This is a genomic window from Modestobacter sp. SYSU DS0904 (assembly GCF_054051115.1).
This window is the reverse complement of record NZ_JBJHAQ010000009.1, coordinates 48798-65274: the sequence shown is the minus strand read 5'-3', so window position 1 is coordinate 65274 and position 16477 is coordinate 48798. Positions and strand designations below refer to the sequence as shown.

At 76.0% G+C, this 16477-nt stretch carries 15 protein-coding genes; 8 read left to right on the top strand and 7 right to left on the bottom strand.

Annotation, left to right across the window (positions count from 1 at the left end):
• Nucleotides 1-31 precede the first annotated feature (31 nt).
• The 3 genes from ACI79U_RS08495 (at nucleotide 32) to ACI79U_RS08485 (ending at nucleotide 1528) form a co-directional block, all read left to right on the top strand.
• Nucleotides 32-535: an Hsp20/alpha crystallin family protein gene (locus ACI79U_RS08495; protein WP_457069718.1), complete on the top strand. Its 504-nt coding sequence runs from the start codon at nucleotides 32-34 to the stop codon at nucleotides 533-535.
• A gap of 73 nt (nucleotides 536-608) precedes the next feature.
• Complete coding sequence (locus tag ACI79U_RS08490; protein ID WP_457069720.1) at nucleotides 609-956, top strand: MerR family transcriptional regulator; 348 nt, start codon at nucleotides 609-611, stop codon at nucleotides 954-956.
• A gap of 161 nt (nucleotides 957-1117) precedes the next feature.
• On the top strand, nucleotides 1118-1528 hold the full coding sequence (locus tag ACI79U_RS08485) for a hypothetical protein (RefSeq protein WP_457069722.1): 411 nt from the start codon (nucleotides 1118-1120) through the stop codon (nucleotides 1526-1528).
• 219 nt (nucleotides 1529-1747) lie between these two features.
• Here the strand turns inward: ACI79U_RS08485 and ACI79U_RS08480 are convergent, their stop codons facing one another.
• A complete protein-coding gene (locus tag ACI79U_RS08480) occupies nucleotides 1748-2701 on the bottom strand; it encodes a M56 family metallopeptidase (protein WP_457069835.1) in 954 nt (317 codons plus the stop codon).
• Nucleotides 2702-2703: 2 nt separating this feature from the next.
• Entirely contained in the window at nucleotides 2704-3078 is a 375-nt protein-coding gene (locus ACI79U_RS08475) for a BlaI/MecI/CopY family transcriptional regulator (protein ID WP_457069833.1), read from the bottom strand.
• A 141-nt stretch (nucleotides 3079-3219) separates the two neighbouring features.
• Here ACI79U_RS08475 and ACI79U_RS08470 point away from each other — a divergent pair, with 141 nt between their 5' ends.
• The 4 genes from ACI79U_RS08470 to ACI79U_RS08455 are packed head-to-tail and all read left to right on the top strand — an operon-like array spanning nucleotide 3220 to nucleotide 10146.
• Nucleotides 3220-4803 carry a cytochrome ubiquinol oxidase subunit I gene (locus tag ACI79U_RS08470; protein ID WP_457069831.1) on the top strand — a complete coding sequence of 528 codons (1584 nt, stop codon included), beginning with the start codon at nucleotides 3220-3222 and terminating at the stop codon, nucleotides 4801-4803.
• A 25-nt stretch (nucleotides 4804-4828) separates the two neighbouring features.
• On the top strand, nucleotides 4829-5854 hold the full coding sequence (gene cydB, locus ACI79U_RS08465) for a cytochrome d ubiquinol oxidase subunit II (RefSeq protein ID WP_457069829.1): 1026 nt from the start codon (nucleotides 4829-4831) through the stop codon (nucleotides 5852-5854).
• The gene (cydC, locus tag ACI79U_RS08460; protein ID WP_457069827.1) at nucleotides 5851-9366 is read left to right on the top strand and encodes a thiol reductant ABC exporter subunit CydC; all 3516 of its coding nucleotides are present in this window, start codon (nucleotides 5851-5853) and stop codon (nucleotides 9364-9366) included. Before cydB ends, cydC begins: the two co-directional genes overlap by 4 nt.
• A gap of 48 nt (nucleotides 9367-9414) precedes the next feature.
• Nucleotides 9415-10146 carry a GAF domain-containing protein gene (locus tag ACI79U_RS08455; protein WP_457069825.1) on the top strand — a complete coding sequence of 244 codons (732 nt, stop codon included), beginning with the start codon at nucleotides 9415-9417 and terminating at the stop codon, nucleotides 10144-10146.
• A 6-nt stretch (nucleotides 10147-10152) separates the two neighbouring features.
• Here ACI79U_RS08455 and ACI79U_RS08450 read toward each other — a convergent pair whose 3' ends face one another.
• Entirely contained in the window at nucleotides 10153-10830 is a 678-nt protein-coding gene (locus ACI79U_RS08450) for a hypothetical protein (RefSeq protein ID WP_457069823.1), read from the bottom strand.
• A gap of 19 nt (nucleotides 10831-10849) precedes the next feature.
• Between ACI79U_RS08450 and ACI79U_RS08445 the strand changes: the two genes are divergently transcribed.
• Nucleotides 10850-11149, top strand: a complete 300-nt coding sequence (locus tag ACI79U_RS08445) for a hypothetical protein (RefSeq protein WP_457069821.1) — start codon at nucleotides 10850-10852, stop codon at nucleotides 11147-11149.
• An 80-nt stretch (nucleotides 11150-11229) separates the two neighbouring features.
• Here the strand turns inward: ACI79U_RS08445 and eutC are convergent, their stop codons facing one another.
• From eutC to ACI79U_RS08425, 4 genes are all read right to left on the bottom strand, one after another.
• The gene (gene eutC, locus ACI79U_RS08440; protein WP_457069819.1) at nucleotides 11230-11982 is read right to left on the bottom strand and encodes an ethanolamine ammonia-lyase subunit EutC; all 753 of its coding nucleotides are present in this window, start codon (nucleotides 11980-11982) and stop codon (nucleotides 11230-11232) included.
• A 20-nt stretch (nucleotides 11983-12002) separates the two neighbouring features.
• A complete protein-coding gene (locus tag ACI79U_RS08435) occupies nucleotides 12003-13412 on the bottom strand; it encodes an ethanolamine ammonia-lyase subunit EutB (RefSeq protein WP_457069817.1) in 1410 nt (469 codons plus the stop codon).
• Nucleotides 13409-14872, bottom strand: coding sequence for an ethanolamine permease (gene eat / locus ACI79U_RS08430; RefSeq protein WP_457069815.1), 1464 nt, complete (start codon nucleotides 14870-14872; stop codon nucleotides 13409-13411). Before eat ends, ACI79U_RS08435 begins: the two co-directional genes overlap by 4 nt.
• Before the next feature lie 190 nt (nucleotides 14873-15062).
• The gene (locus ACI79U_RS08425) at nucleotides 15063-16469 is read right to left on the bottom strand and encodes an MFS transporter (RefSeq protein WP_457069813.1); all 1407 of its coding nucleotides are present in this window, start codon (nucleotides 16467-16469) and stop codon (nucleotides 15063-15065) included.
• Nucleotides 16470-16477: the final 8 nt, after the last annotated feature.

The following is a 16477-nucleotide window of genomic DNA, read 5'->3' as shown; positions in this document are numbered from 1 at the left end:
GCACACAGCACGAATCCGGAGGTACTCGGCCATGATGCTGAACTCCTACGACCCCTTCGCCACCACGTCCGCCGCGTTCCGCGCGCTGGACCAGCTGACCGGTCGAGCGGGCACCACCACCGCGCGCCCGCTCGCGGGCATGCCGATGGACGCCTACCGGGTGGGCGACAACTTCGTCGCCCACTTCGACCTCCCCGGCGTCGATCCCGGCTCCATCGACCTGCAGGTCGAGGGCACCACGCTGACGATCAGCGCGGAGCGCTCGGTCCCGCAGATCGAGGGAGCGCAGTGGCAGGTCGCCGAACGCCCGTTCGGCAGCTACACCCGCCAGCTGGTGCTGGGCCGAAGCCTGGACACCGACCAGCTCGAGGCCAGCTACCACGACGGCGTGCTCACCGTGAGCATCCCGGTCGCGGAGAAGGCGAAGGCCCGCAAGATCACCGTGTCCCGCGCCGACAGGCCGGCCGAGGTGGCGGCGCACACCATCGAGGGCGAGCAGCCCGCGGTGGAGTCGGCGGAGCCCGCGAAGAGCTGACGCCGACCGACCCTCGACGGGGGCGGGGCCCGACGGCCCCGCCCCCGTCGTCGTCCGGAGCACTGGAGGACCCATGGGCAGCGACCCGCTCGACCGGCTGGACGACCCCGACCACCCGGTGCTCACCATGAGCCAGGCCGCGGAGCTGCTCGGGGTGCAGGCGGCGTTCCTGCGCAGCCTGGACGCCTCCGGCGTCCTCCACCCGCACCGCTCCCCCGGCGGCCACCGCCGCTACTCCCGGCACCAGCTGCAGCTGGCCGCCCGGGTACGGGTGCTGCTCGACGACGGCCACCTGCTGGCCTCCGCGCAGGTCATCGTGCAGCTCGAGGACGACCTGGCCGAGGCTCGCGACGAACGCGACACGGCCCGCGGCGAGCGGGACGCCGCCCGTCGCGAGGCGCCCGGCCCCGCCGCACGATGAGCCCCGACTATCAAGTACATGACTTCACGTGTCGATCATGGGCACCGGGGTAACGGTGAGTCATGGCTAACGCAGATTCGAACAGGCCCAGCACTGGCCGCCCGCACGAGCACACGCGCCCGGCGTCGACCACGGGTGCACACATCGCCACCGCCGGCGTCGTGGTCTTCCTGATCGCGACCTTCCTGGACTGGGTGTCCACCGACGGCGAGCAGAGCACCTCCGGTTCGGGTTACGAGACCGACACCACCATCCCGCTCGTCGCGTTCCTGGGCATCGGCCTGGTCGTCGGCCTGCAGTACGCGGCCACCCGCGCCCGCGGTCGCCAGCACCGCGGCCTGTCGCTGACCGCCATGGCCGTCGGCATCGCCGCCGTCCTGCTGTCGCTGAGCTACGTCTTCGACGCGCCGGGCGCCTTCGAGCGCGGCTCCGACCTGTCCACCGAGCTGGGCGCGTGGATCGGCCTCGTCGGCGGCATCGTCTGGTCCGTCGGTGCCGGCCTGCTGGCCAAGGAGCCCGAGGGCGACGACGACTGGAACGACCACACCGTCGAGGCGCGCCGCACGCGCTGACCTCCGGCGCGCGGCCTGCCGCGCAGCGAACGGGCACCGGTCCGCAGGCACTCCGCCTGCGGACCGGTGCCCGTTCCGCGTTCCCGGACACCGCGCCGCCCCCTGATGCGTCCCCTTCGCCGAAGTGGCCACTTCGGCGCGGGCCCCGGCTCGCCGAAGTGGCCACTCCGGTGCGCGCCCTGGTTCGCCGAAGTGGCCACTTCGGCGAAAGGAGCGGGGTCAGACCAGGGCGGGGAGGAGCAGCAGTGCGGTCGGCACGAGGAGCAGCGCGAGCGCGGCGGCGATCGCCCCCACCCGGCCGGCGCGAGGCAGCGGGGCAGCCGGGGCCAGCAGTCGGCGCACCCGGACGGCGACCGCTCCCCCGGTGACCGCCAGCGCCCCGGCCGGCACCGCACCGCCGGCACCGCCCGCCGACGCGACGATCGCCGCGGCCAGGGTGCGCCGCGGGTCCGGGCCGGGCAGCGCGGTCAGCGCGACGTCGTCGGCCCGCATCTCGACCAGGTCGCGGACGGCGTCGTGCGCCCGGTCGGCGGCCGGGAGCACCGGCAGCGCCGCCCGCCAGGCGACGAAGGGCAGCAGCAGCAGGTGGTGGTGCTCGCGCAGGTGCGCCCGCTCGTGGGCGACGACGGCGGCCAGCTGGTCCCGGGGCAGCTCGGCGACCATCCCGGAGGAGAGCACCAGCAGCGGCTTGGCCCCGGGGATGCAAAAGGCGACCGGCGCCGGGTGGTCCAGCAGCAGCGCCTCGTCCGCAGGGTCCGCGGTGCCGGGACCGGGCGGGCGGGGGGCGACGACGAGCTCGAGCAGCTCCCGGTGCCGCCGCCGGGTGCGGGCGGTGCGCGCCCAGGAGAGCGCCAGCACGCCGAGCAGCTCCACCGCGAGCACCGCGGCGAGGGTCTGGGCGACCCAGTGGTCACCGCGCACCGGCTCGGTGGCCGACTGCCGGGTGACCCAGTGCCACCAGGCCTCGGGCAGCGAGTGCCCCCACGGCGCCAGGCCGTGCACCAGCAGCGCGCCGATGATGGACAGCCCGCCGGCCAGCCCGATCGCCTGCCAGCAGACCAGCGCGGCCAGCGGGTCGCGGCGCGCCCAGCCGGCCCGGGCCAGCGCCGCGGGCACCGGCCAGGCCAGCAGCGCGGCGAGGACGGCGAGCGCGGTCGCGGTCGCGGGGAGCACGGTCAGCGGGCGCCGGCGTCCCGACCCGGCCGGTCGACGCCGGCCAGCAGCTCGCGCAGCATCCGCGCCTCCTCCGCGTCGACCCCGCCGACGAACCGGGCGAGCACGGCCTGCCGGTCGGCGGCCTGGCCGAGGACCTCGCGCATCAGACCGGCCGCGTGCTCCTCGCGCGAGGCGCGCGGGGCGAAGCGCCGCGGGCGGGCGTCGTCGTGCACGAGGAAGCCCTTCTGCTCCAGCCGGCCGAGCACGGTGTGCACGGTGGTGAGAGCCAGCTCACGGTCAGCCAGCCCGTCGCGCACCTGGGTGGCGCTCACCGGCCCGCCGGCGGCCCAGATCCAGTCCATGACGGTGCGTTCCAGCTCTCCAAGTGAGGCCAAAGGTCCCTCCCCTGTCCGGCGGCTCACAGCCGATGGTCTCTACCGGTCGTAGAACTTTCGTTCTACGAGGCGTAGAAATAAGTTCTACGACCGGTAGAAGTATGCGTCGAGCGTACGACGCGAGAGAAGAGGGGCAAGCCCGTGGACGTCCTGGACGTGGCGCGCTGGCAGTTCGGGATCACCACCGTCTACCACTTCATGATGGTGCCGCTGACGATCGGCCTGGGCATCCTGGTCGTGGTCATGCACACCATGTGGGTGCGGACGAACAAGCCCGAGTGGCTGCGGATGACCCGCTTCTGGGGCCGCATCTACCTGATCAACTTCGTCCTCGGCGTGGCGACCGGGCTGGTCCAGGAGTTCCAGTTCGGCCTGGCCTGGAGCGAGTACAGCCGCTTCGTCGGCGACGTCTTCGGCTCCCTGCTGGCCCTCGAGGCGCTGCTGGCGTTCTTCCTGGAGTCGACCTTCCTCGGGCTGTGGATCTTCGGCTGGGGCCGGATCCCGAAGAAGGTGCACCTGGCCACCCTCTGGGCGGCGGTCATCGGCTCGGTGGTCAGCGCGTACTTCATCATCGCGGCCAACTCCTGGATGCAGCACCCGGTCGGCGTCGTCACCAACGACGCCACCGGCCGTCCCGAGCAGGTCGACTTCCTCGCGGTGCTGGGCAACAACACCGCGCTGGCTGCCTTCAGCCACACCATCGCCGGCGCGCTGATGGTCGCCGGGGCCCTGCTGGTCGGCATCGGCCTCTACCACCTGCGCAAGCGGCGGCTGGCCGGGCTCAGCCCGGAGGACACCGACCACTCGGTGTGGCGCCGCTCGGCCCGGCTCGGCGGGGTCGTCTCGCTGCTGGCGTTCGTGCTCGTCGCGATCACCGGCGACTACCAGGCCAAGCTGATGTACCAGCAGCAGCCGCTGAAGATGTCCTCGGCCGAGGCGCTCTGCACGACCGAGGCGCCGGCGCCGTTCTCGATCTTCGCCGTCGGCAAGCTGGGCAGCAACGAGTGCGACGACGTGCACTCCTGGACCGTCCCCTACCTGCTCTCCTACCTGGCGCACGGCGACTTCTCCACCGCCGTGCCGGGCGTGAACGAGCTGCAGGAGGAGTACTCGGCGGCCTACGGCGCCACCTACCCCGACGACCCGTCGTTCGGCGACAAGGCCGGCGAGGAGATCGACTACACCCCGCTGCTGGCGGTCACCTACTGGAACTTCCGGCTGATGATCGGCATGGGCATGGTGTCGGCCGCCGTCGGCGCCTACGCGCTGTGGTCCACCCGGCGGGGCCGGGTGCCGACGTCGCGGATCGGGGTCTACGGATCGCTGCTGGCCGTCGGTGCGCCGTTCATCGGCAACGCGGCCGGCTGGATCTTCACCGAGATGGGCCGCCAGCCGTTCGTGGTCCACCCGAACCCCGACGTCCCCCGCGAGGAGCAGGTCTACTTCTTCACCGCCCAGGCCGTCTCCCCCGGCGTCAGCGCCGCCGAGGTGTGGACGTCGCTGATCGCGCTGACGCTGGTCTACGGCGCGCTCGCGGTGGTGGAGCTGTGGCTGCTCACCCGCTTCGTGCGCCGCGGCGTGACCACCAGCGACGGCGCCCCCACCCCGGGGCACACCCCCGACGGACACCCGGACGACGACGTCGACGGCGGCGCCGACGTCACGCCGGGCAGCGCGAGCACCCGCCGCAGCGACGAGGACGACGTTCTCTCGTTCGCCTACTGACCCGACTCACCGAGAAGAGCTGACCATGGACCTGCAGACGCTCTGGTTCGCCGCCGTCGCGGTGCTCTGGACCGGCTTCCTGCTGCTGGAGGGCTTCGACTTCGGCGTCGCCGCGCTGCTGCCGGTGCTCGGCCGCCGCGAGGCCGACCGCCACCTGATGCTGCGCAGCATCGGCCCGCTGTGGGACGGCAACGAGGTCTGGCTGATCACCGCCGCCGGCGCCGTCTTCGCCGCCTTCCCCGGCTGGTACGCCACCTGGCTGCCGGCGCTGTACCTGCCCTTCGTGCTGGTGCTGTTCGGCCTGATCATCCGGGCGGTGGCCTTCGAGTGGCGGCACTCGCACCACACCGCCGCCTGGGACACCACCTGGACCCAGGTCATCACCGCCGGGTCGCTGATCGCCGCCCTCGGGATCGGCGCCGCGCTGGGCAGCACCACCCTCGGCCTGCCCATCGACGCCGACGGCACCCGGGTCGGCGGGGCCTTCGCCAGCGTCGGCTGGTCGGCGCTGCTGGGTGCGGCCGCGGTGCTCGGCTTCTCGCTGGTGCACGGCGCGGTCTTCCTCACCCTGAAGACCGACGGCCCGGTCCGGGTGGCCGCCCGCCGGTTCGCCACCCGCTGGTCGCCGGTCGCCGCCCTGCCGCTGCTGGCCTGGGCCGGGCTGGTGCACCTGCGGTCGGGCACCGTGGTCACCGCGGCGCTGTGGCTGGTCGCCGCCGTGGCGGTGCTGCTCACCTCGGCCTACCTCCGGCTGGACCGGGAGGGCCCCGCGTTCAGCGCGTGGGCGGTGGTCATGCTCGGCTCGGCTGCGACGATCTTCGGCGCCGCGTACCCGGTCGTCGTCCCCTCGACGATCGACCCGGCCTTCGACGTCACCATCGCCGACGCCTCGGTCAGCGACTACACGCTGACCGTGATGACCTGGGCCGCCGGCTTCGGCCTGCCGATCGTGCTGGGCTACCAGGCGTGGACCTACTGGGTCTTCCGCAAGCGGCTGACCGCCGAGCCGCAGACCCCGCACGAGGTGCCCGGGGAGCCGGTGGACGCGTGACCCCCCGCAGCCTGCGTCGCCGAAGTGGCCACTTCGGCGAGGGAGGGCACCCAAGTGGCCACTTCGGCGAGGCCGGGCGGCACCCGAGTGGCCACTCGGGTGAGGTGGCGCGGCCGAGTGGCCGCGGCGGCGGGGCAGGGCGCGGGCCGCTGGGTGCGCTCGCCGGAGTGCCGGGGCTCACCGGCGCCCTCGCCCGGGCCGGGGTGCTGGCGCTGGCGCAGACCGCCGGCGTGGTGCTGCTGGCCGCCGGGCTCGCCCGGGCGGTCGCCGACGTCTTCGCCGGGCAGGACCCGGGGACGGCGCTGGCCGTGGCGCTGCTGGGGGCCGCCGTGCGGGCGCTGGCCGGCGGGCTGGGCACCGTCGTCGCCACCCGCGACGCCCGCCGCGCCGAGGACACCCTGCGCCGCCGGCTGCTCGAGCGGCTGCTGGGCGGGCAGGGCGAGGCGGTCACCGCCGCCGGCGGCACCGGGCCCGCGGCGGTGCTGGCGACCACCCGGCTGCACGACCTCGGCCCGGCGCTGGCCACCTACCTGCCGGCGCTGGCGCAGACCGCCGTCGTCCCGCCGGTGCTGCTGGTCGTGCTCGGGGTGACCGACTGGCTCTCCGCCGTGCTGGTGGCGGTGACCCTGCCGCTGGTGCCGCTGTTCATGGCGCTGGTCGGGCTGCACACCCGCGACGAGACGGCCGGGGCCGCCCGCGCGCTGGACCGGATCGCCGGGCACGTCGCCGAGCTGGTCCGCGGGCTGCCGGTGCTCAGCGGCCTGGGCCGCGCCGCCGACCAGCTGACCGCGCTCGCCGACCTGGGCGAGACGCACCGCCGCCGCACCCTGGCCACGCTGCGCACGGCCTTCCTCTCCTCGCTGGTGCTGGAGCTGCTGGCCACCCTGTCGGTCGCGCTGGTCGCGGTCACCGTCGGCGTCCGGCTGGTCGAGGGGGGCATCGGCCTGGACGCCGGGCTGCTCGCGCTGCTGCTGGCCCCCGAGGCGTTCGCCCCGCTGCGTGCCCTCGGCTCGGCCCACCACGCGTCCGAGGACGCCGCCGAGGCCGCGGCCGCCGCGCGCGGGGTGCTGGCCACCCCGCTGCCGCGCCCGGTCGTCGGGCCACCGCCGGCCGGGGAACCGCGCGGGATCACCGTCGCCGACCTGACCGTGCGGTTCGACGGCCGGGGCGTCCCCGCGGTCACCGGCGCGGCGCTGACCGTGGCACCGGGCGAGCTGGTCGCGCTGCGCGGGGCCAGCGGGTCGGGCAAGTCGACCGTGCTCGCGGTGCTCGCCGGCCAGCTCGCCGACGGCGCGGGCGTCGAGGTCACCGGCCGCGTGTCGCGGCCCGAGGACGTCGCCGTCGTACCGCAGTTCCCGCGCACCGTCGCCGAAACCGTCGTCGACGAGCTGCGCCGGCACGCCGGCGACGTCGACGCGGCCTGGGCCACCGGGCTGGCGGAGACCGCGCTGGAGTGGGTGGACGGCGAGCACCTGCGCGACCGGGTCTGCCGCACGCTGTCCCCCGGCGAGCTGCAGCGGGTGGCGCTGGCCCGGGCCCTGGTGCGGGTGCAGCGCGGCGCCCGGGTGCTGCTGCTCGACGAGCCGACCGCCTCGCTGGACACCGCCGCGACCGCCCGGGTCGCCGCCGTGCTGCACCAGCTGCGCGGCTCGCTGTGCACCGTGCTCGTCACCCACGAACCGGCGCTGGCCGCGCTCGCCGACCGGACCGTGGAGCTGCCCGCCCCCACCGGTACCCCGCCGCTGACCTCGGTCCCACGGACGCTTCCCGCCGGCGCGCCCACGCCCGGGGCGGAGAGCGCACCGCCGCCCACCGCGGTCGGGGCGGTCAGCGCGACGACGGCCGCGGAACTGAGCTGGCCGCGGCGCGTGCTGGCGAGGGCGGTGGGCTACGGCACCGCCTCCAGCGCGGCCGGCATCGCGCTCACCGCAGTCTCCGGCTGGCTGATCGTGCGGGCCGCGGAGCAGCCGCCGATCCTCACCCTGCTGGTGGCCACCGCCGGCGTGCGCGGGTTCGGCCTGGCCCGGGCGGTGCTGCGCTGGCTGGAGCGTCTGGCCACCCACGACGCCGCCTTCCGCCTGGCCTCGACCACCCGGCTGCAGCTGTGGCGGGCGCTGGTGGCCCAGGGGCCGGCCGCCGACCGCACCCCCGGCCGGACGCTGGCCCGGCTGGTCGGCGACGTCGGCCTGGTGCAGGACCTCTCCGTGCGGGTGGTCACCCCGCCGCTGGTGGCCGGCTCGGTCCTGGTGGGGACGACGGCGGTGCTCACCGTGCTGCACCCGCCGGCCGGCGGGCTGGTGGCCGCGGTGCTGGCCGCCGCGGTGCTCCTCGTGCTGCTGGTGCACCGCTGGGCCGACCGGGGCGTGTCCCGCGCCGCCGCCGAGCTGCAGACGGTGACCCTCCGGGAGACCACCGCCACCCTCGACGCCGCCGCCGACCTGCGCGCGCACGGCCTGGTGCCCGGGTCGGTCGACCGGCTCGACGCCCTGGGCCGCCGCCAGGGCCGGGCCGCCCGGGCCGGTGCCGCCGCGGTGGCGGTCGGTGACGCGGTGGCCGCGCTCGCCACCGGGGCGGCCGCCGTGCTGGCGCTCGCGGCCGGCGCGGCGGCGGTACGCGCCGGTGACATCTCCGCCCCGGTGGCGGCGGTGCTGGCGCTCGCGCCGCTGGCCCTGCTGGAGCCGCTGGCGGCGATCAACGCCGCCCGTCGTCACCGCCTGGCGCTGCACGACGCCCGGGCCCGGATCGCGGCGGTGCTGGCCGAGCCGGTGGCGGCCGACCCCGCGCCGGACGACCGGCTGCCCGCGCCGCGCCCGGTCCGGGAGCTGGCCACCGAATCGCTGTCGGCCGGCTGGCCCGGGCGCGCCGGCGTGCTGCGCGACCTGGACCTGGTCGCCACCGCCGGCACCGGTTGGCTGGTGGTCACCGGGCCGTCGGGGTCGGGCAAGTCGACGCTGCTGTCGGTGCTGCTGGCCGCGCTGCGCCCGTCCGCCGGCGAGTACGTGCTCGGCGACGGCCGGCGTCCGGTGCCCGTCTCCCGGCTCACCCGCGCCGACGTGCAGGCCGCGATGGCGTGGTGCCCGCAGGACGCGCACGTCTTCGACGCCTCGCTGCGGGCCAACCTCGCGCTGGCCCGGCCGCGCGGCGAGCTCACCGGCGCCACCGGCGAGGCCGCGATGCACCGGGCTCTGACCGACGCCGGGCTGGCCCCGCTGCTCGGCACGCTGCCCGACGGACTGGACACCCCCGTCGGGGCCGGCGGGACGTCGCTGTCCGGCGGGGAACGGCGGCGGCTGGCGGTCGCCCGCGCGCTGCTGGCCGACCGCGACGTCGTGCTCCTCGACGAGCCGACCGCCCACCTGGACCCGCCCACGGCCGCGGCCCTGGTCGCCGACCTGCGCCGCGCGCTGGCCGGCCGGCTGGTGGTCTGCGTGACCCACGACCCGGAGCTGCCCGGCGACGACGACAGCGTGGTGGACCTCGGCGTGCACGCACAGCTGGCGGCGCGCCGGTGATCGTTGCGAGACCCTGTGGTCCGCGACCGGTGCGGTGATCCTCGGGTCGTGAGCCTCGCCGGGCGCTTCGCCGCCGCACTCGCCGCCGAGCCGGGCGGCTCCGGTGAGCTGGAGCTGCTCCCCGACCGGCTGGCCCGGGCCGCCGCCCGGGTGCTCGCGGTGGACGGCGTCGGGTTCAGCGTGCGGGCCGGTGCCCGGGGCCGCACCCCGCTGGGCACGAGCTCACCGGAGGCGGGCCGGGCCGAGCGGCTGCAGTTCACCGCCGGCGACGGGCCGTGCGCGGCGGTGTACGACAGCGGGCAGCCGGTCTTCGCGGTAGCGGAGGACCTGCGCCGCCGGTGGCCGGCCTACGCGGAGCTGCTGCTCACCGGCACCCCGTTCCGCGGCGTCGTCTGCCTGCCGCTGCGCTCGACGCTGACGGGGGTGGGGGTGCTCGACGTCTTCCTGACCGAGCCGCAGGACGTGCCGCGGCTGGACGTCTTCGACGCCCTGGCGGTCGGCGCGCTGATCACCTCCGCGCTCGGTGACGCGGCGCTGTGGTCGTCCTGGACGGCGGCGGACGGCCCGGGCTGGCTGCGCACCCCGGCCGCGGCCCGGCGCGCGGCGGTCTGGGAGGCGGTCGGGCGGACCTCGACGGCGTGGGACGTCGACGCCCCGTCGGCCCTGGCCCTGCTGCGGGCGCACACCTGGGCCACCGGCCGGTCGCTGGACTCGGTCGCGGCGGACCTGCTGGCCGGGCGGCTCACCCCCGGTGACGTCGCCGGGCGCGACGGGGGCTGACCGGCGTCAGCGGCAGGGCGCGTCGAGGGCGACGTCGACCCGGACCTCCGGACCGAGCTGGGCGTCGATGAGCTCCAGGGCGTCCCCGGACCAGAAGCTGCCCGGGTCGTAGGAGCTCAGCGGCCGGTCGGCGGGCAGCAGCCCCATCGCGGTGTAGGTGGCGGCGACCAGCTCCGCGCAGAACACCGTGTCGTTGGTCTCGTGCCGCCGCAGCCGGCCGTTGACCCAGCCCCGGGCCAGCCCGCGGGTGGTCGGGAACGGCTTGCCGTCCAGCCGCGCGATGGTGCGCAGGACGGCGTCCTCCATCTCCCGGGTCACCCCGCCGTCGTCCGCCGGGCCGACCAGCTGCCGCAGCCAGGCCTGCTGCCCGTACCGCTTCTTCCAGACGCAGACGGCGTCGGCGAGGTCGTGCAGCTGCACACCCCGGTGGTGCCGGCCGCTCCAGACGTCGGCCAGCGAGTGGCCGAGCTCCGCGTGCCACAGCAGCGGTGGCAGGTCGTCGAGGACGACGGCCATGCCGACGTGGTTGACCGGGGCGTTGGTGACCGTCTGGATGGCGCGGTCGGCCAGCGAGCCGCCGCGGAACACCCACACGTCGCCGGTCCGGGTCAGCTCGCCGGCCTCGTGCAACGAGAGGGCCCGCGCGGACGTGCCACGCGCGAACCCGGTGCGATTGTGAGCCACACCACTACGGTACGGGGTCATGCGGGTCGGAAAGCTGCTCGGAGTCGCCGGAATTGCCGGAGTTGCCGCCACCGGGGCGGTGTTGCTGCGCCATGAGCGGCACCGCCGGTCCTACACGGCCGAGGAGGTGCGCGCCCGGCTGCAGGGCCGGGTGGCCGAGGTGGAGGTCGCCCCCGCCGATCCGGACATGGTGCCGGACTGGCCGGCCGAGGTGCAGCGGCCCCAGCGCCACCCGATGGAGGCGCTGCTCAGCTCGGTCATGAAGATCGGGCCGCTGCGCCGGCTGGAGTTCCCGGGCCGGGACCACGCCGCCCCCTGATTGAAGGACCCCCGTTCCACCGAGGCCCTCTCTCAGGGGCCCGCCCCGAGCTCGCGAGGGGTGGGGGGAGAGAGGGTCCTTCAACAACCACTGGGCGGCAGCGCGACGCCCTCGTCCTTGAGGACGACGCCGCTGGCGCCCAGTTGGCGCGCGGCGTGCAGCAGCCCGGCCAGGGTGTCGGCCGCCTGCGCGTAGCCGAGCCCGTGCGGCGGGCGGACGTTGGAGATGCAGTTGCGCTCGGCGTCCGCCCGGCCCGGCCGCGGGCCCCAGGTCAGGTAGAGGCCGAGGCTGTCGGCGGAGGAGAGGCCGGGCCGCTCCCCCACCAGGACGACGACGACCGCGGCGCCGAGCGCCTCCCCCACCGGATCACCGAGGGCCACCCGCGCCTGGGCGGCCACCACGAGCGGCGCCACCGACCAGCCCGGCAGCCGGTCGAGCACCGCCGCCACCGTGCCGGCCGCGTGCTCGTGCACCGCCCGCGGCGAGAGCCCGTCGGCGATGACCAGCGCCAGGTCGTACCTGCCGGCGGGCAGCGTCGTCCCCTCGGCGAGGCGGCGGCCGAGGTCGGGTCGTTGCAGGTAGGTGGCCCGGTCCGGCGCGGCGCTGTGCACCTCCAGCACGCCCAGCCCGACGCCGGCGGCGGTCAGCGCGGCGCGCAGCCGGTCGCCGTCCAGCGGGGTGTGCACGGCGTCGCGGGCGGCGGCGTGCGCGGCGCGGAACTCCAGCTCCCGGGCGGTGGGCAGCGCGTCGCCGGACCGGCCCAGCGCCACCCGCGCCCGGGTCGCGTTGCGCAGCACCGCCCAGGGGTCGTCTCCCGGGGCAGAAATGGCCACTTCTGCCCCATCCCTGGTGGTCATCGGGCCGCGGCGAGCAGGGCGCGGGCGGCGGGGGCGTCGGGAGTGAGCTCCCGGACCCGGCCGGCGTCGTCGAGCAGGTCCATCCGCGCCAGCCACGCCTCGAACTCCGGCGCCGGGCGCAGGTCGAGCACCGAGCGGGCGGTGAGCACGTCGGTGAACGACAGCGACTGGTAGTGCAGCATCACGTCGTCCGAGCCCGGGACGGCGATGACGAACGCGCAGCCCGCCGCGCCCAGCAGCAGGGTGAGGACGTCGGTGTCGTCGCCGTCGACGTCGGTGTGATTCGTGTAGCAGACGTCCACGCCCATCGGCAGGCCCAGCAGCTTGCCGCAGAAGTGGTCCTCCAGCCCGGCCCGGATCACCTGCTTGCCGTCGTAGAGGTACTCCGGGCCGATGAACCCGACGACGGTGTTGACCAACAGCGGGTCGAAGTGGCGGGCCACCCCGTACGCCCGGCACTCCAGCGTCTGCTGGTCGACCGGGCCGTCGACGCCGTGGTGGGCGTCGGCCGAGAGCGCCGAGCCCTGCCCGGTCTCGAAGTAGGTGACGTTGCGGCCGACGGTGCCCCGGCCCAGCTCCAGCGCGCCGGCCTGCGCCTCGGCGAGCAGGTCGAGGGTGACGCCGAAGCCCCGGTTGCCGGCCTGGGTGCCGGCGACGGACTGGAAGACCAGGTCGACCGGCGCCCCGGCCTCCAGCGCCCGCAGCGTGGTGGTCACGTGCGCGAGGACGCAGGACTGGGTGGGGATCTCGTAGCGGCTGATCACCGCGTCGACCAGCTCCAGCAGCGCGATGGTCTGCGCCGGGGAGTCGGTGGCCGGGTTGATCCCGATGACGGCGTCCCCGCAGCCGTGCAGCAGCCCGTCCAGGATGCTCGCCGTGACCCCGACGGCGTCGTCGGTCGGGTGGTTGGGCTGCAGCCGGGACGCCAGCCGGCCGGGCAGGCCGAGGGTGCTGCGCAGCCCGGTGACCACCCGGGCCCGGCGGGCGACGGAGACCAGGTCGGCGTTGCGCATCAGCTTGGAGACCGCGGCGACCATCTCCGGGGTCAGCCCGCGGGCCAGGGCGGAGATCGCCGTCTCGTCCCGCTCGGCCGCCCGGGCCAGCAGCCAGTCGCGGAACTCCCCCACGGTGAGCGCGGCGACCGGGGCGAAGGCGGCCCGGTCGTGGGTGTCCAGGATCAGCCGGGTGACGTCGTCCTCGTCGTAGCCGACCACCGGCTCGGTGAGGAAGGCGGCCAGCGGGACGTCGGCGAGCACGTACTGCGCCGCCACCCGCTGGGCCTGCGACTGCGCGGCCACCCCGGCGAGCACGTCACCGGAGCGGGCCGGCGTCGCCTTCGCGAGCACGTCGGTCAGCGAGCGGAACTCGTGGGTGTGCCCGCCCACCGTCGCCCGGCGGACCGTCACCGCACGTCCTCCTCGGCGGCGGCCAGCAGCTCGAACTCCTCCTCCGGCGCGGAGGCGACGAGGTGGTGGCGGCTGTAGAGGGCGAAGTACGCCAGGAACGCGAGGAACGCACCGAGGGTCCACAGCGCCGCCGTCCGGTCGACCAGGAAGGTGGCGATCACCGCGGCGGCGGCGAGCACCAGGGCGATGCCCGTGGTGACCGTGCCGCCGGGCGTGCGGTAGGGCCGGGGCAGGTCCGGCTCGCGGCGGCGCAGCACGATGTGGCTGACCATCATCAGCACGTAGGAGACCGTCGCCCCGAAGACGGCCATGTTCAGCAGCATCGCCCCCTGCCCGGTCAGCGAGAGCGCGAAGCCGACGGCGCCGGGGACCAGCAGGGCCAGCACCGGCGCCTTGCGGAAGTTGGTGACCGAGAGCGCCCGGGGCAGGTAGCCGGCGCGCGACAGCGCGAAGGTCTGCCGGGAGTAGGCGTAGATGATCGAGAAGAAGCTGGCGATGAGGCCGACCAGCCCGGCGTAGTTGATCACCGTGGTGAGCCCGCTGGACGCCCCGGCGACCTCGAGCGCCTCCACCGGCGGGTTGCCGCTGGCCGACATCGTCTGCGCACCGCCCGCGCCGGCGGTGAACACCAGCATCAGCACCGCCAGCACCAGCAGCAGGCCCATCGCGGCGACGATCCCCCGGGGCAGGGACAGGGCCGGGTCCTTGGCCTCCTCCGACGCCAGCGGCACGCACTCCACCGCCAGGAAGAACCAGATGGCGAACGGGAACGCCGCCCAGACGCCCATCAGGCCGAAGGGCAGGAACTCCGAGGCGCCGGCGGCGTCGGTGGGCGCGATGTCGGTCAGGTTGGCCGCGTCGAAGGCGGGGATCGCCCCGACCAGGTAGAGCACCAGGCCGGCGACGGCGACCGCGGCGATCACCAGCATCACCTTCAGCGCCTCACCGACGCCGAGCAGGTGGACGCCGATGAACAGGGCGTAGGCCGCGAGGTACACCCACCAGCCGTCGGTGATGCCGAACAGGCCCAGCGACTCCACGTAGGCGCCGATGAAGGTGGCGATCGCCGCCGGGGCGATGGCGTACTCGATCAGCACCGCCACACCGGTCGCGTAGCCGCCCCAGGGGCCCAGCGCCCGGCGGGCGAAGGTGTAGCCGCCGCCGGCGGTCGGCAGTGCCGAGCCCAGCTCGGCCAGGCCGAAGACCATCGCCGAGTACATGACCGCCATCAGGACGACGGCGATCAGCAACCCGCCGAACCCGCCCTCGGCCAGCCCGAAGTTCCAGCCGGCGTAGTCCCCGGAGATGACCGCGGCGACGCCGAGGCCGGCGAGCAGCACCCACCCGGCGGTGCCGCCGCGGAGCTGCCGGCGCGCCAGGTAGCCGGCGTCGACCGCCTCCGCCTCGACCCCCCGTCCCGGTCCGTGCGGTGTGCGGGCGGGTGCGGGTTCGACGGTCATCTGCGGTCCTCCGGCTGGGCACCCCACGGATCAGGTGCGGGCCAGCGTGTTCCCCTCGCGGCCGCCGGTCAACGGGGTGCGACCGATCGGAACACCGAGTTCACGCACGGGGTCCCACGCCGGAGGACCGCGGGGGTCACGGTGCGCCGGCCTGGCCGGTCCGGCCCTCTCCTGGCCGGCCCGGTCGGGCTCAGCCGACCCCGAGCAGCTCCAGGTCCCGCACGTAGCTGCAGACGCCGACCTGGGTGCGGACCGCCGCCGGTCGCAGCACGCCACCGACCGGGCGCAGCACCACCGCCACCGGTCGCCGTCCGAAGAACACCGGCTGCGTCCGGCCCCACCGGGGCAGCACCGGGCGCCGCACCTGCTCGCCCTGGACGCCGACGACGAGGACCGCGGCCAGCACCGCCGCCAGCGACACCGTGCCCAGCGCCGCGGGCAGCCCGGCGTGCTCGGCCAGGAAGCCGATCACCGGCGGGCCGCCGAGCAGGCCGGTGTACCCGACCGTGGTGGACAGCGCGACGCCGGAGGGCCCGCCGAGCGCACCGGCCCGGGCGATCGCCAGCGGGAAGACGTTGGCCAGCCCGAGGCCGACGACCACGAAGCCGGCCAGCGCGACCGGCAGGGACGTCGTCGTCACGGCGGCCAGGGCGCCGGCCGCCGCCAGCAGCGAGCCACCGACCAGCAGCCGCCGCTCGCCGAGGGCGAGCACCAGCCGGCCGCCGGCCAACCGGCCGGCGGCCATCGCCGAGGAGAAGCCGGCGTACCCGGCGGCCGCGAGGGCGGGCGCCGCGGACACCTGCTCCCGCAGGTGCAGCGCACCCCAGTCGCTGAGTGCGCCCTCGCCGTAGGCGGTGGCCCCGGCCACCGCACCGAGCAGCACCAGGACGCCGGTGGGTCGGCGCCCGCGTGCGACGCCGGCGGCCGGGGCGAGCGGATCGGCCACCGGCTGGGGGGCGTCGCCGCGGACGAGCACCGGGCCGGCCCAGGCCATCGCGACCAGGCCGACGATGGCCACGGCGGCCAGGTGCGGCGCCACGCCCACGGCCGTCGCGGCCAACCCGCCGACGAGCGCCCCGAGGAGCCCGCCGCCGCTGAAGGCGGCGTGCAGACCGGACAGCAGCGGCCGCTCGGCCCGCGCCTCGACCTGCACCCCGACGCTGTTGGCGGCGACGTTCACCGCACCGGTGAGGGCGCCGAAGGCGAACAGCCCGGCGCACAGCGCCGGCACCGAGCCGGCCAGCCCGGGCAGGACGGCGCTGACGCTGGCGGCCGTGCCGGCCAGCGCCGCCAGTCGCCCGGTGCCGAACCGGGCGCACAGCCCGCCGGTGACCTGCATGCAGGCCAGCGCGCCGAGCGACAGGCACAGCAGCGCGACGCCCAGCGCGGTGTGGCCGGCGCCCGTGGCGGCGCTGACGTCGGGCACCCGGGCGGCCCAGCTGCCGAAGACGAAGCCGTCGAGACCGAACAGGACGGCGACCGCCACCCGCAGCCGGCGCAGTGACGGTGGGGTGGCGGACGAGGTGGCCCGGGCGAGCGCGGAACGGAGGAGACCCGGAGCCGGGGCACGAGGACGGGAGGGCGCAGGGGTGACCATGGAAGACC